Origin of the sequence: Agaribacter marinus (assembly GCF_030160655.1) — a bacterium.
GTDB lineage: Bacteria > Pseudomonadota > Gammaproteobacteria > Enterobacterales > Alteromonadaceae > Glaciecola > Glaciecola marina.
In genome coordinates this window covers 637,012-650,827 of the sequence record NZ_BSOT01000005.1, presented here as the reverse complement: position 1 = coordinate 650,827, position 13,816 = coordinate 637,012, and the positions used below count along the sequence as shown (strand labels likewise).

The window sequence follows — 13,816 nt, the reverse complement described above, 5'->3', positions numbered from 1 at the left end:
CCTGTTGAGGTAAAGTAATGAAATATACCACTTTTAATCAACAAGCTGTTGATACAATGAATGAGCCAATGTTTTTTGGTAAACCTGTAAATGTTGCACGTTATGATCAGCAGCGTCACCCTATTTTCGAGAAGCTAATTGAAAAACAAATTTCATTTTTTTGGCGCCCAGAAGAAGTAGACGTAAGTAAAGATAGAGTTGATTTTTTAAAGCTAACAGATGCAGAAAAACATATTTTTACATCAAACCTAAAGTATCAAACACTCTTAGATTCGGTGCAAGGTAGAAGCCCCAATATTGCATTTTTACCCATTATCTCTTTGCCCGAACTAGAAACGTGGGTAGAAACATGGTCATTTTTTGAAACCATACATTCTCGTTCATATACGCATATATTGAGAAATTTATTCCCTAATCCAAGTGAAGTGTTTGATGACATAGTAGTAAATAACGAGATCAAAAAACGCGCCACAGACATCTCTAAATATTACGATGATCTTATTTTTTATACCCAAATTTATCAGACAAAAGGTGAAGGGGTGTTTGAAATAGACGGTCATACTTACACAGTCAACATGCGGGAACTAAAAAAGAAACTTTATCTTTGTATGAATTCTGTAAATGCATTAGAAGCTATTCGTTTTTATGTATCTTTTGCATGTACCTTTGCATTCGCAGAGCGTGAATTAATGGAAGGTAACTCAAAGATAATTCGTTTAATCGCAAGAGATGAAAACATTCATTTAACCTCTACTCAGCACATATTAAACCTTTGGACAAAAGGAAAAGACGACCCTGAGATGGCAGAAATTGCCAAAGAACTGGAACAAGAAGCCAAAGACATTTTCATGTTGGCCGTTGAGCAAGAAAAAGAATGGGCAACTTATCTATTTAAAGACGGCTCTATGCTCGGTTTAAACGAAGAGATACTGTCACAATATGTAGAATACATAGCAAACCAACGCATGGCAGCGATTGGGCTTGGGCAACCTTATGCTACCTCTAGTAACCCACTGCCTTGGATGAATAATTATTTGTCCTCAGATAACGTTCAAGTAGCACCGCAAGAAACTGAAATTAGTAGTTACTTAGTTGGCCAAATTGATAGTGAAGTCGGTGCAGATGATTTCGAAGAATTTGAACTGTAATGTGGTTGTCTAAAATGTGGCTATAAATTTTATTCTTCGATGATCGTCGACAGCAAGCAACCTCAAGTCTGTGTGAACAAGGACGCTCGTTTCACATTTGAAGGCGAAGACAATTTGTTGATTGCTATGGAAAAGCAAAATATTGATGTTCACTATCATTGCCGTGAAGGTTTTTGCGGTGCATGTAGAACAAAGATATGCAAAGGAAAGGTTGAGTATGTCATTGACCCTCTTGCTTTTATTGACGACGATGAAGTACTTGTTTGCTGCTGCATACCAGTAGGCGACGTTGAATTACAAACTTACTGATTACAATTACCTATTAAAAAGCCGACCTTAAGGTCGGCTTTTTAATTTTGTATAAGGATATAAAACTACTTATCCTGAGTTTAGGTTACTTATAAAGACAAGCCTATTCTTTCCGCGACTTCGATATACGATTCGACGACCGAACCAAGTCCTTGGCGAAACCTATCTTTATCCAACTTTTTCTTCGTTTCAGCATCCCATAAACGACAACCGTCTGGCGTAAATTCATCCCCTAGTACAATGTCGCCGTTTTTATCGACACCAAACTCAAGCTTAAAATCAACTAACAGCATGCCACCTTTGCGGAATAAGGGCGCAAGAATGCTGTTCACTTTAAACGTCAGAACCTTCATCTGATCAATTTGATCTTGCGTCGCCCAACCAAATGCTATCGCATGGGTTTCATTTACCATAGGATCGTGTAGCGCATCATTTTTTAAGAAAAACTCAAACGTTTGAGGACTTAACTCAAGTCCCTCTTCTACACCAAGACGACGACACAGAGAACCGGCAGCATAGTTTCTAACGACACATTCTATCGGAATCATGTCGAGCTTCTTAACAATACTCTCGTTATCCGAAATTAGCGCTTCTACTTGCGTTTTTACGCCCGCATCTTCTAGTTGCTGCATAATAAAGTGATTGAACTTGTTATTTACTTCGCCTTTACGGTCGAGCTGCTCAATTTTTTCACCATCAAACGCAGAGGTGTCATTTCTAAACTCAAGAATTAACTTGTCCGCATCATTTGTATAAAATACGGTTTTTGCCTTACCACGGTATAACTCTTCACCTTTTTGCACGTCTTGCATCAGTGAGTAACTCCAATTAAATATCTAAATCACTTGCTGCCATGTATTCTGAAAAGGCCGGGTAAATTTCAGAGACCTTTTGTGCAGAGAATGGCTCGTTCTCGATGTCTTTAAACGTAATACTTGTTTTATCCCCTGCCTTTTCAACGATTAAGCGGTAATCATCTTCATCCAAAGGCAATTCATCATCGCTGAACCACCCGGAAAACCACGAATCATCGGGGCCATTATATTTGACAAACAGAAGGCCTGAAGATTGGTCCAAATCTACTACATCGAACCCCATTTTGCGCAGGACAAGTTGTAAACGAGGCCAAGCATCAGCATAAACGGCATCTATCATGACCGCGGCGTCGCCATCAGCATTGAACCCCATCTGAGAACTAAAACCATCTCTAATTTTTGCGATGCGCTGACTTCTCTCTAGACGAATACCAAAGTCATACTCTGCAATGATAAAATTGATAAAATTGACTTCATCAGTACGTTTATCTATTGGATTGACGTTCACTAAGCTGTCGTTGCCATCTTCATCAAGGTATTTAATCATCTTACTTGTCAACGCAGCAGTGCGGCCATGAGGCGCAAGGTCTAAATTCAATTTGAATTTTCGCGCCTTTTCAATGTATTCACTTGAGAACTCATACCAACTAGCATCGTCTTCTTGACGGTCAATGACCCAATCAGTGACTAACTCATTAGTATCTTTATCAAATGACTCAACACCAATGTTATTTAATTCGAGATAAGCCAATACAGTATCCCAAATCGTTTTTTCTAAAGGTTCTTTATCGTTAATTTGATCAAAGAGTACTTTCGCTTCTTTTGAGCCCTCTTCTACATGTGATCCACTGACCAGAGGAATAACAAGTCGTGGAGAGGCCACTGATATATCGTTACCGACTAAAACAGATGACGTTTCTGTGGCTAAATCAGGAATAGCATATCGGCTATTTGTTGGCGGTACGGTGAGATCTTCAGGCACTTTTATAGGCGCTACTGTTTCATGTTCAAGGTATTCGAAATCGCCAGACGCCGCAGCTCTATCGTCAACACTCGAACAAGCAGATAGAAATACACCTACAACTGCTAATGCTAAGACATTTTTATTATTCATTCTTTTATATTAACTCTAAATCTTCTAACCGTTGTTCGATTACTTTTTGACTATTTAGTTCAGGTTTAACCATCGGTAATCGAAGTTCAGGGCTTTCAATAAGTCCCATTTTATATAATGCCCACTTAGGAATTACAGGGTTAGACTCGACAAACAATTCTTGATGCAAGTCTGTCAACGCGCTATCTATCCTCTGCGCTCTATCAAAATCACCTGACAGTGCCGCATTACAAATTTGGGCCATTTTATCAGGTACGATATTCGCAGTCACTGAGATTACGCCATCACCACCAGAACACATAAATTCACATCCAGTAGAATCATCACCACTAAGCAACATGAAATCTTGACCTAAGGCACTTCTTTCTTCATGTAAACGACTTAAGTCGCCTGTAGCATCTTTTAAACCAACGATGTTTGGGTGCTTCGCAAGTTTCACAACGGTTTCAGTCGTCATATCTGTCACGGTTCTGGCTGGCACATTGTATAACAGCACGGGTAAATCTGTTGCACCCGCAATGGCGTCGAAATGCGCGACAATTCCTTGCTGTTGAGGTTTATTGTAATAAGGAACAACGCTTAAAAATCCATCAATGCCGCAGCTAACCATTTCTTTAGACAAGTAGATAGCTTCTTCTGTAGAGTTTGCGCCACTACCGGCAATCACTGGCATTTGGCCTGCCGCATAATTTACGACGCTTTCTACTACCTTAATATGCTCATGCATTGGCAAGGTTGCTGACTCACCTGTAGTGCCTACGGCGACAATGCCATGAGTACCATTCTTAACATGCATTTCTACAAGCTTTTGCAAACTCGGAAAGTCAACGTTACCATCAGGCAACATTGGTGTGATTAACGCAACAAAACTTCCTTTAAACATCAAGTCCCCCAAAATTTTAAGACGCAATAGTAGTGATGTAAACCAACAAAAACAAGCATAAACAGCCAATATCAGTGAGAACATAAGGAAATATATAATTATCAATTAAACTCTGATCCTGTTTTATCCTATTTCGATAATAACGTAGACTACGAAAGTAGACATTCACGAGCACATACCGCTATTCAAGTGCGGAACAAAATAAAAAGGGAAAACCATGAATACCTTAAACGCTGGCGACAAAGCGCCGCTATTTACATTGAAGAACCAAGATAATGAAGATGTTTCTTTAAGCGATTTCGCTGGTAAAAAAGTCTTAGTCTACTTTTACCCCAAAGCGATGACGCCGGGTTGCACTGTTCAAGCACAAGGCCTTAGAGACATTAAAGAAACACTTAACGACAAGAATACAGTGGTTTTAGGTTTAAGCCCGGACCCTGTTAAAAAATTGGCGAAGTTTGCAGAAAAAGAGTCGTTGAATTTCGATTTGTTATCCGATGAAGACCATGCAATTGCAGATGCATTTGGCGTTTGGGGTTTGAAAAAATTCATGGGGAAGGAATATGACGGTATTCATCGTTTGAGTTTTTTAATCAATGAATCCGGCACGATAGAAAAGGTACTCAATAAATTCAAAACGAAAGAGCATCATGCGGTTGTCTTAGACGCTATCTAGTATTATACACGCTACGAAATCAACAATGATTTCGTAGCTTAGACATTTAAGACATAGTATCGCTAGGAAGACATCAAGCGTCAGTACTCGACGGTAAATTATGTACTTGAGGCGACCATGCTGTTATTAAGGCTTTGACCAACGTTGCCAGAGGGATCGCAAAGAACACACCCCAAAAGCCCCATAGACCACCGAATAATAGTACTGCGACAATGATGTAAAGCGGATGCAAACTAACCGCTTCAGAAAACAGCAATGGCACTAACAGGTTACCGTCAAGCGCTTGAATAATGAGGTACACTAGCATCACCCAGCCAAAATCTGCGGTAAGGCCAAATTGAAATAAACCAACAATTGCAACTGGAATCGTAACAACAGCAGCACCTATATAAGGAATAAGCACTGAAAAACCTACGAGTACTCCCAATAAAATTGCAAACTTTAGCTGCAACAAACTAAACGCAATACTTGTTACTGCGCCAACAATCACAATTTCTATCACCTTGCCGCGTATATAGTTAGCTATTTGAACGTTCATCTCTTCACCCACTTGTGAAATTAAACGTCGCTGTTTAGGCAATATTAAACTGACACTGTCCAAAAATATGCGTTTATCCTTGATCATAAAAAACACCATTAACGGCACCAAAATCATATAAATTAAAATGGCAGCCAAAGTACCAATGGAACTAACCGAAACGGACACTACTGTCTCGCCGAAATCAATGACTTTTTCATTCACTCCCGACATCATACTTTTTATATAAGATACTTCGATTGTATTGGGATATTTTTCAGGTAAAGCTGCCAACCAGTCTTGTGCAGACTGCCATATATTTGGTATCTCTTTCACGAAATTGACACTTTGTTTAGAAATAATCGGTAGTAAGCTAATAGCCGCAACAAAGCATACAAAGAAAAACACAATTAAGACAAAAGAAGTCGCTAGCCCTCGCCCTACGCCACGTTTTTCAAGGTTTGTGACGGGGACATCAAGCAAGTAGGCAATAACAATAGCAACTAATACGGGCATTAGAATGCCGCCTAACGTATATAGTGTCAGGGCAGTAAATAAAATTAGCAACAATAGCATCAACGCATTCGGGTCAGAAAACTTACGTTGATACCAGTTACCTAAAACTTTTAGCATCGATCATCCTTATTATTGTTTTTGAAAATATGTTTCGCGCAGAATATTATGCTATTTTGACAGAAAATGGGTAAAGTGCTTGTTATATTTTAATGATATTAACGAAACTATCACACATTAGTTCTGGTCTATTCAAAATGAGTACTTGTTGTGCCACTTTGATACAACACTAAAGAATGAGGCCTACTAATTTTAAAATGACGATGTCTGTAATGTTTAAAAAACTTTTTGTATTGGCTGTCTGTATTTTTTTTCCTTTGCTGTCTTCCGCGCAAACTATCAGTGACAACAAAAACCAGTTACCTGAAATCGGCGTTGTCGCCTCTGACGCGCTAACCATTGATAAAGAAAAGTTGCTTGGTGAGGCGATAATGAAACAACTACGAGGGCAAGCGCCAATCGTCAGTGATCCGGTGTTGCAAGAGTATATTCAGGACTTAGGTAATCGATTAGTAGTTCACGCCGACAATACCAAATTTCCCTTTACATTTTTTATCATCAACAACCCCGTATTGAATGCCTTTGCATTTTATGGAGGGCACGTCGGAATGCATTCTGGTTTAATCTCAAAAGCCCAAACAGAAAGCGAACTTGCATCAGTGGTTGCGCATGAAATTGCCCATGTTACTCAACGCCATTTGGCTCGTCGAGCGCAAGCCCAAAAACGCAGTGGACCGCTGCAAATTGCAAGTATGTTGGGTAGTATATTGGTTGCACTTGCGGACCCTCAGGCAGGTATGGCAGCTATTTCTGCAAGTGTCGCTGGCAACCAACAGGCACAAATTAACTTTACTCGAAACAACGAACAAGAAGCAGATAACATTGGTATTAACATTCTCTACCGTGCTGGGTTTGATCCCAAGGGCGCCCCTGCTTTTTTTTCCCGCTTAGCTGAAAAGGCACGTGGGCAATCAAACGATTTAGCTTTCTTGCGGACTCACCCCTTGCCACAAGATCGTGTTGCAGAAACCATTACACGCGCAAGATCATATGGTGAAAGACGCATACCGCCAAGTTTACAATTTCATTTAGCACAAGCGAGAATTAACGCTCGTTACATGCTTTCCCCGCAAAGAGCACTCGAATTCTATACGCGGGCAGTGTCAAAAACGTACGCAGATAGTGTCTTACATACAGCTTCTTTGTACGGACTCGCTATTGCACACTTCGAGCTCGAAAATTATATTGAATCTGAAAAAGAGATTCGTTCGCTACTGCTCGATGACAAAGAAAACGTTTTCTATTTAGATTTATTAACCGACGTGTATTTAAAGCAAGAAAAGTTTAGTGATGCAATCAATTTACTTACACCAATATGGCAACTCAAGCCGCAAAATCGTGTACTGGCCCTAAATTTAGCTAATAGTCATTTACAAGCTGAAAACTACGGCACGAGCATTCAAATATTACGTGATCTATTGCTGGTAAATAATAAAGACTTATTGTCACACCAATTGTTACATGATGCTTATCAACGTACACAAAACCAAAAAGACGCACATCAAACACAAGCAGAAATATATGCGCTTATATCGGCCTACTCTCTTGCTATTGACGAATTACAGTTTGCTTATAACTATGCCAATCATGACAATATTGAAAAACAAAGAATTAAAGGCAGAATCGAGCAAATGCGCCAACTCCAAGAGGACATGAAGCGTTTAAGCTTATGAGAATAAAAAACACTATGGTTTACTGAGTGACTTCATGAAGGTTTTCTTCAGTTTGTTCACCAAGTAATTGGCCAGCCAAGCTGCCATCAGGACGGATAACAAAGGTTGCGGGCAAGTAGCTAGGCGCTTCAAATGGGAATTCGCCTTTTAATTCGGCAATCAGTGGAAAATCGATATTGTATTTACGTTTAAGTGCATTTAATTTTTCCGCACTCACATTGTCATAGCTGATTGCGAATAAATGCACATTCTCGCCCTTAGACTGATTAAATGCAGATAATTCAGGCAACTCTCGCAAACAAGGTGCACACCACTCAGCAAAGTAGTTGATTACCACATAGTCTCCTTTTAGACTTGCCAACGAATATTTATGATCATCTAAGGTAATAAAATCATATTGATTTAACTTGTATACCCAAATACCGACAATCAGTGATAACAACGCTATTCCGACATAAAGAAATGTTGCCAAGTGAGCCTTTGTAATATTTAGGGTATTGAAAATAAACATCTTAAAAGAATTCGACATAGTTAGTTAGCGTATCGCGTAAACATGTAGCATTAGGAGAAGATAATGCCCAATAGAACGTTATTCCACAACCCAAGATGCTCAAAAAGTCGTCAGGCTTTGGCGCTTCTACAAAAAAACGGTGTAGATGTTGAAGTTGTTGAATATTTAAAAACACCCTTAAATTTTGACGAAATAAGTGCGCTTTATAAAGCCTTAGACATAGAAAATGCGCACAAAATGATACGTCCCAAAGAAACTGAATTTACCTTAGCGAAGCTTGAAAAATCATCGAACGACAACGATGTTCTTAAAGCGATAGCGGAATACCCTAAACTATTGGAACGGCCAATACTGCTTGTAGAAGATAAAGCTGTTATTGGTCGACCTCCTGAAGACATATTGACACTATTATAATGACTGCCGTTAATATCGTCGTTTTGTATTACAGCAAACATGGCTCTACATTTGCCTTAGCTGAAGCCATTGCCCGAGGCGCAGAGCAGGTCGGGGCAAATGTAAAGTTGCGAACAGTGCCCCCAGTATCAGATAACTTGGATTGTAGTGCATCGTCAATACCCAATAGTGGTTACCCTTACATAAGCAAACATGAAATTGAAACATGTGACGGCTTGGCCCTAGGAAGTCCGACGCACTTTGGAAATATGGCGGCACCGATGAAATATTTTTGGGACACTACGTCTGATTTATGGCTAAAAGGCAGTTTGGTGGATAAACCTGCCTGTGTTTTTTCTAGCTCATCGTCAATGCACGGGGGGCAAGAGTCTACATTATTGTCTATGATGCTCCCCTTATTTCATCACGGTATGCTATTACTTGGCTTGCCATATAGTGAACCAAATCTACATGATACTAAAAGCGGCGGGACGCCATATGGGGTAACAAGTGTTGTACAGAACACTCAACATTCAACTAAACTCTCGGATGACGAATTGTCGCTAGCCATCGCAATGGGTAAACGACTAGCAACGACAAGCAAGCGACAAATAGGATGAAAGATTGAATAAGATGTCACCACGCGTTAGGTTTTATCGATGGCTAGCGCTATCTTGCCATATTTTACTGACACTATGGATGTGTATTTGGTACTTAGGCTTAGATATAGCGCAACAATACAGTACGACATTTAAATTACTTGTATATATTCTCCCCTTATTACTTCCCTTACCTGGTATCGTGTCAGCGAAACCTTACACGCATGCTTGGGCTTGTTTTGTCGTGTTGTTGTACTTTTTACATGGAATTACGGTCATATATGCTGAACCACAATTTATTTGGCATGGAATAATTGAATTATTCCTTGCTCTAGGTATGTTTGTAGGATGTAGCGTATTTGCCCGATTACGTGGGCAAGAACTTGGTACCGGACTGAAAAAACTAAGTGCAGTTATGAAAGAAGAAAAGGAACTCTTCGATAAACAAAGCACAAGCAAGGAAAATTAAAATGTATAAGCAGATAGTGGGAATGTTAAGTGTTTTTTCTTTATTTTCTTGTGGAGGAGGATCCAGTTCAGGTACGCCAACAACACCGACACCTCCCCCTAACCCACCCAATCAAACAAGCAGTGTTGACCCGCTCTATGTGCAAAATGGCATTCAGTTTTACGGAGAAGAAAGCGGCGCTATCGGTAAAACTCTTGGTTTTGCCGTCATCAGCGACAATGACGATATAGACAACATTCATTGGCAGCAAACATCTGGCCCTAATTTGAGTATTCTTGCTGAGAATTCGCCAAGTATAGGATTAACACCCAATCAAGCGGGCGACTACACCATTGTTGCAAATATTGAAAAAGACAATGGGCAATCAGAAACCTTAGAAGCCAATTTTAGTATTGATGCCCAAGCAGATATTTCCATTATGCTTGATCATACTGTTACAGAATTAGGTAAGGTAAGTTTGCATCTAAGTAATAGAACGAATAGCCAAATTTCTTCGATAGCTTGGGAACAAGTCGCTGGTCCTAACATTGGCGAATTAAATCAAGACCGGCAGTTTATCTTTTTTGATGCGCCGGAAGTCAATAAAGACGAGTTAATTCAATTAAATGCAAGTGTGAGCTTTAGCTCGGGCAACCAGGCATCTGAGTCTGTTTACGTGTTAGTCAAAAATACCGATATTTTAAGAGACGGATTATTTTTTGACATCGCAGATGCCGTCGTAAGTGAAGATATGCATGCTTACAACAGTGACTCTAGATACAAAAATGCACTGGAACGTTGCGTTTACAGCAATCAAATACCGAGTATACCTAATTGCAATTTTTCCAGCTTACCGCTAATTGGAATGGTGACCCCCACCCCAGAAATTCAAGATATTCTTGATAGAACCCTCGTGTCACATAAGTGGATGGGCGAGCGTTTTAAAGCGTATCTAGAAAACTCGCTTGCCGGGCCAGACATGCTAAATTTACTCCGCGGCGTTACCGCCATAGTGATTTCTTACGACGTTCGTCCATCATTTTACTGGGCGGCAACGGGCGCAATTTATTTGGACGCTAGGAACTTTTGGGTTAGTCCTGAAGAGAGAGATTCCTTAAACGACCAAGCGGATTTTCGCAGTGACTTTGGTAACGCGCTGCAGTTTAATTTTCCATGGCGATATGTAAAGAATAATGCGTATTATCCGTTAAGTTCGTATCGAATAAAAGATGAACGGCAAAGTCGTAGCTTTGAAGATCTTGAAGCGAGTATTTCTTGGCTTATGTATCACGAACTAGCGCATGCGAATGATTTTTTCCCGTCTACTGCATGGGCCTCAATAGAACAAAATAATACGCCACTTGAATATTTTAGAAATAACGGCGCAAATTCCGACATCTTAGTCGATAGATTTCCGCTGCGTTCTAATGAAATGCACGCACTGGCAAAAGTTCGCTTTGGTGGTGAAGACCCGAGCGCAACACAGCGCGCTTACTCACCAAGTGACGTTCAGTCCTTTTTTGAACCTGATATCGCGTCTTCATTTTATTCATTTTTCACTGAGAGAGAAGACTACGCCACCCTGTTTGAACGCTTTATTATGCTTTACCGTTTGGGCGCTAGCGCTGATGTAGCCATTACCGACGATAGTGAAGATTTTTCAATAACGTGGGGACAACGTGATCGGATAAGTGACCCATCAATCGCCAATCGTGTTGAATTTGTTGTGTCCAGAGTCTATCCCGAGTTAGCGAACCCAAGAGGCCTGATTAATAACTTACCTGAGGAACAAACGTTACCTGTCGGTGCTGACTGGGTGAGTTCAGTAGACTTGAGCTCTAACACAAATTCGTTAGCTGAAAAAAGCCCTGAAAGCAGCCTCTCAAAAGCAGAAAAAGAATATAGAAAACGGATGGACATACGCCCCCCTCATCTTGACATCAGTATGCCAATAAGTAAGTGAGCCTAAACCAGAAAATTTAAGCTTAATCAACAACTACGCAGTTTTCACTGCACACTTAGAAAACTAACGATTCTTTTACAAAAGGAATTGTTAGCTTTCTTTGGTGCTGAAGTGAGGCCTTATCTAAATGTTCAACAATACGCTCGATGTCATGCATATTTCTATTGCTGCGTTTTAAAACAAAATCAACAACTTCATCGGGCGCTTCCATCCCTTTTTGATGCGCCATTGCCTTCATGGCAGTCGCTTTATCTACATCATCAAGTTCAGTTATTCTGAACGTCATGCCCCAAGTCAACCTAGACGCTAAATCAGGCAACGATAGTTTAAGGTTCGATACTGACGCGTTTGCGCTAAAAAGTATGCAACGAGATGATTTTTCAATACACTGATTGATCAAATCAAATATCATTCGTTGCCATTGGGCAGATTCTGCAAGTCGTTGGGTGTTATCAATACAAATAAGTGCATCATCACTTATTTCACTCATGACTTCCGTTGGAAAATTAACAAGCACTTCCATATCCACATATCGACAACTAAGACCTAATTGTGTCGCTAATTCAACGCTCGCAAGGAGTATGTGTGTTTTACCAACCCCAGCATTTCCGTGAACATAAAAAATTCTGGTCTTATCATCCTGCGATAGGCCTTGAATGGCGGTTTCAATTTGATTTTTTAGTAATTGGTTTTCACCCGTTACCATATTTAAAAATGTTTTCTCTGAATGTTGTGAGACAGGTAAAACTAATTGCACTACTTCGCCACCCACCTTAAATTAATTGAATTTGATTCTGTATTAAAATATTGAACAACTTGAAGTCTCTCATCAAATTTAAGTATGTCTGTCAATTTTTCGGGCGTATCTTTCATTTCGACTGAAAAGCTGGCTAAATCATTCTTTTGCTTACTCAGGATCACTGAGCCTGTCATCGGAAAACTGTCAATCAGCGTAATAATTGACATGTAGTCAGATATATTGGTGACATTGCTAACGATTAACTCAATATCTGATACATTGTCCTGATTGAGTGTCACATTTGCGTACCTAGTGGCTAAGCGATCGGCATATAAGTTAATTAACTGGCTGAGTAAATCTGTTGCAGACTGGCCATACAGACGATCAACCGTCATCTCCGTGCCATCGGTAATAATATAGTCAAGTTTGTGACTTGTTCCGTCAGGTACAATTTCTGGCGCTTGCTCGGATAACGCGTCAACGAGAATACTGGCATCGTCTTCAGGTTCACCGTGGAGTGTCTCATTGCTCTCGATTGTATCATCTAATTCACTGTCTACTTCCCCATCGAGTACCGAACTATCCGCTGTTAAAACATCCTCAGAAATCAGGTTATTTTGGCCTAACAACTCGTCAATGGCATTGAGTTCTTCTTCAATTTCTAAATAAGGGCTAATAGACGCGTTAATAACATAATCAGTGCCATAACGCATAGATTGCGTCTGGAGTTTATTAATACTCTGGTACCAAACATCATAGGCAGATACAGCCATGGCATCATCTAAATCACCAATAGGTGTAATTATCGATAAACCCCTAGCGTTTGATTCGATATTTATAGTGTCATTTAACAAGGGGGAGCTATTTTGTGTGACTTGTTCTATGTTGTTAAGGCTTTTCTCTGCTACCCAGATAATCGCACTAGGCCGCAGTGAAGCCCACACGGGTAAGCGGGCAGCTTTTAATAAATTGACAACTTTTTGATGATTAAACACCGCCTCAAACATCAAATTGTTGCCATTTTGAATAAAGCGACTTGACACTAAGTACTGTTCATAATTCTGAATAGCTCTCGAAATTACTTCATTTTCAGCGATAGAGGTATCGCCGCTGACCTTGACAAACACTTGGGTTAACGCACTTTTGCCAGCTTGCTGTTGATCACTGCGTGCTTGACTATCAATCAAGACACTACCCACATTAATCTTTTGCCCATCAGACGCAAAAGAAACAAACGTGGAAAACAACATTAACAATGCAAGCAACCAATGCTTTATAGTCACAAATATACCCAACAATTTATCCATGCTTATATTGTCTGATATTTCTTTTTTATTTGCACCTTTAATTTCACCGCATTTTTTAATACAACTTTGCATTGCTAACTGGTAAAAT

Annotated in this window: 15 protein-coding genes; 8 read left to right on the top strand and 7 right to left on the bottom strand. The window is 39.9% G+C overall.

Annotated features, from left to right (window positions below; all coding sequences use genetic code 11):
• Positions 1 to 17 precede the first annotated feature (17 nt).
• Together nrdB and yfaE are read left to right on the top strand one after the other, a co-directional pair.
• A complete protein-coding gene (gene nrdB / locus QQK00_RS04430; RefSeq protein WP_284216269.1) occupies positions 18 to 1,148 on the top strand; it encodes a class Ia ribonucleoside-diphosphate reductase subunit beta in 1,131 nt (376 codons plus the stop codon).
• A gap of 72 nt (positions 1,149 to 1,220) precedes the next feature.
• Positions 1,221 to 1,457, top strand: coding sequence for a class I ribonucleotide reductase maintenance protein YfaE (gene yfaE / locus QQK00_RS04425; protein ID WP_284216268.1), 237 nt, complete (start codon positions 1,221 to 1,223; stop codon positions 1,455 to 1,457).
• 89 nt (positions 1,458 to 1,546) lie between these two features.
• Here yfaE and purC read toward each other — a convergent pair whose 3' ends face one another.
• From purC to dapA, 3 genes are read right to left on the bottom strand one after another with little or no spacing between them, the layout of a single operon-like run.
• Positions 1,547 to 2,260: a phosphoribosylaminoimidazolesuccinocarboxamide synthase gene (gene purC / locus QQK00_RS04420; RefSeq protein ID WP_284217564.1), complete on the bottom strand. Its 714-nt coding sequence runs from the start codon at positions 2,258 to 2,260 to the stop codon at positions 1,547 to 1,549.
• Between the two features lie 25 nt (positions 2,261 to 2,285).
• On the bottom strand, positions 2,286 to 3,386 hold the full coding sequence (bamC, locus tag QQK00_RS04415) for an NlpB/DapX family lipoprotein (protein ID WP_284216267.1): 1,101 nt from the start codon (positions 3,384 to 3,386) through the stop codon (positions 2,286 to 2,288).
• A 4-nt stretch (positions 3,387 to 3,390) separates the two neighbouring features.
• Positions 3,391 to 4,269: a 4-hydroxy-tetrahydrodipicolinate synthase gene (dapA, locus tag QQK00_RS04410; RefSeq protein ID WP_284216266.1), complete on the bottom strand. Its 879-nt coding sequence runs from the start codon at positions 4,267 to 4,269 to the stop codon at positions 3,391 to 3,393.
• A 217-nt stretch (positions 4,270 to 4,486) separates the two neighbouring features.
• On the opposite strand from dapA, the gene bcp reads away from it, so the two are divergent.
• A complete protein-coding gene (gene bcp, locus QQK00_RS04405) occupies positions 4,487 to 4,945 on the top strand; it encodes a thioredoxin-dependent thiol peroxidase (RefSeq protein WP_284216265.1) in 459 nt (152 codons plus the stop codon).
• Positions 4,946 to 5,018: 73 nt separating this feature from the next.
• On the opposite strand, the gene QQK00_RS04400 is transcribed toward bcp, so the two are convergent.
• A complete protein-coding gene (locus QQK00_RS04400) occupies positions 5,019 to 6,095 on the bottom strand; it encodes an AI-2E family transporter (RefSeq protein WP_284216263.1) in 1,077 nt (358 codons plus the stop codon).
• Positions 6,096 to 6,307: 212 nt separating this feature from the next.
• On the opposite strand from QQK00_RS04400, the gene bepA reads away from it, so the two are divergent.
• The gene (gene bepA, locus QQK00_RS04395) at positions 6,308 to 7,768 is read left to right on the top strand and encodes a beta-barrel assembly-enhancing protease (protein ID WP_284216262.1); all 1,461 of its coding nucleotides are present in this window, start codon (positions 6,308 to 6,310) and stop codon (positions 7,766 to 7,768) included.
• Between the two features lie 19 nt (positions 7,769 to 7,787).
• Here bepA and QQK00_RS04390 read toward each other — a convergent pair whose 3' ends face one another.
• A complete protein-coding gene (locus QQK00_RS04390; protein WP_284216261.1) occupies positions 7,788 to 8,297 on the bottom strand; it encodes a TlpA family protein disulfide reductase in 510 nt (169 codons plus the stop codon).
• Positions 8,298 to 8,342: 45 nt separating this feature from the next.
• Between QQK00_RS04390 and arsC the strand changes: the two genes are divergently transcribed.
• The 4 genes from arsC to QQK00_RS04370 are packed head-to-tail and all read left to right on the top strand — an operon-like array spanning position 8,343 to position 11,682.
• Positions 8,343 to 8,693 (top strand): arsenate reductase (glutaredoxin), encoded by a 351-nt coding sequence (arsC, locus tag QQK00_RS04385; protein WP_284216260.1) that lies wholly within the window; start codon positions 8,343 to 8,345, stop codon positions 8,691 to 8,693.
• The gene (wrbA, locus tag QQK00_RS04380) at positions 8,693 to 9,292 is read left to right on the top strand and encodes an NAD(P)H:quinone oxidoreductase (RefSeq protein ID WP_284216259.1); all 600 of its coding nucleotides are present in this window, start codon (positions 8,693 to 8,695) and stop codon (positions 9,290 to 9,292) included. The genes arsC and wrbA overlap by 1 nt, the downstream gene beginning before the upstream one ends.
• A gap of 13 nt (positions 9,293 to 9,305) precedes the next feature.
• On the top strand, positions 9,306 to 9,740 hold the full coding sequence (locus QQK00_RS04375; RefSeq protein WP_284217563.1) for a DUF2069 domain-containing protein: 435 nt from the start codon (positions 9,306 to 9,308) through the stop codon (positions 9,738 to 9,740).
• A gap of 1 nt (position 9,741) precedes the next feature.
• Positions 9,742 to 11,682: a hypothetical protein gene (locus QQK00_RS04370; protein WP_284216258.1), complete on the top strand. Its 1,941-nt coding sequence runs from the start codon at positions 9,742 to 9,744 to the stop codon at positions 11,680 to 11,682.
• Between the two features lie 55 nt (positions 11,683 to 11,737).
• Here QQK00_RS04370 and hda read toward each other — a convergent pair whose 3' ends face one another.
• Together hda and QQK00_RS04360 are read right to left on the bottom strand one after the other, a co-directional pair.
• Positions 11,738 to 12,439, bottom strand: coding sequence for a DnaA regulatory inactivator Hda (gene hda, locus QQK00_RS04365; protein ID WP_284216257.1), 702 nt, complete (start codon positions 12,437 to 12,439; stop codon positions 11,738 to 11,740).
• Positions 12,439 to 13,800 (bottom strand): DUF2066 domain-containing protein, encoded by a 1,362-nt coding sequence (locus QQK00_RS04360; protein ID WP_284216256.1) that lies wholly within the window; start codon positions 13,798 to 13,800, stop codon positions 12,439 to 12,441. The genes hda and QQK00_RS04360 overlap by 1 nt, the downstream gene beginning before the upstream one ends.
• Between the last annotated feature and the right edge of the window lie 16 nt (positions 13,801 to 13,816).

Bases quoted from the DNA above. Each gene is read 5' to 3' on its own strand.
- arsC (WP_284216260.1), top strand. From the start codon at position 8,343: ATGCCCAATAGAACGTTATTCCACAACCCAAGATGCTCAAAAAGTCGT.
- bepA (WP_284216262.1), top strand. From the start codon at position 6,308: ATGTTTAAAAAACTTTTTGTATTGGCTGTCTGTATTTTTTTTCCTTTG.
- QQK00_RS04360 (WP_284216256.1), bottom strand. From the start codon at position 13,800: ATGCAAAGTTGTATTAAAAAATGCGGTGAAATTAAAGGTGCAAATAAA.
- wrbA (WP_284216259.1), top strand. From the start codon at position 8,693: ATGACTGCCGTTAATATCGTCGTTTTGTATTACAGCAAACATGGCTCT.
- QQK00_RS04375 (WP_284217563.1), top strand. From the start codon at position 9,306: ATGTCACCACGCGTTAGGTTTTATCGATGGCTAGCGCTATCTTGCCAT.
- bcp (WP_284216265.1), top strand. From the start codon at position 4,487: ATGAATACCTTAAACGCTGGCGACAAAGCGCCGCTATTTACATTGAAG.
- nrdB (WP_284216269.1), top strand. From the start codon at position 18: ATGAAATATACCACTTTTAATCAACAAGCTGTTGATACAATGAATGAG.
- QQK00_RS04400 (WP_284216263.1), bottom strand. From the start codon at position 6,095: ATGCTAAAAGTTTTAGGTAACTGGTATCAACGTAAGTTTTCTGACCCG.
- bamC (WP_284216267.1), bottom strand. From the start codon at position 3,386: ATGAATAATAAAAATGTCTTAGCATTAGCAGTTGTAGGTGTATTTCTA.
- dapA (WP_284216266.1), bottom strand. From the start codon at position 4,269: ATGTTTAAAGGAAGTTTTGTTGCGTTAATCACACCAATGTTGCCTGAT.
- QQK00_RS04390 (WP_284216261.1), bottom strand. From the start codon at position 8,297: ATGTCGAATTCTTTTAAGATGTTTATTTTCAATACCCTAAATATTACA.
- QQK00_RS04370 (WP_284216258.1), top strand. From the start codon at position 9,742: ATGTATAAGCAGATAGTGGGAATGTTAAGTGTTTTTTCTTTATTTTCT.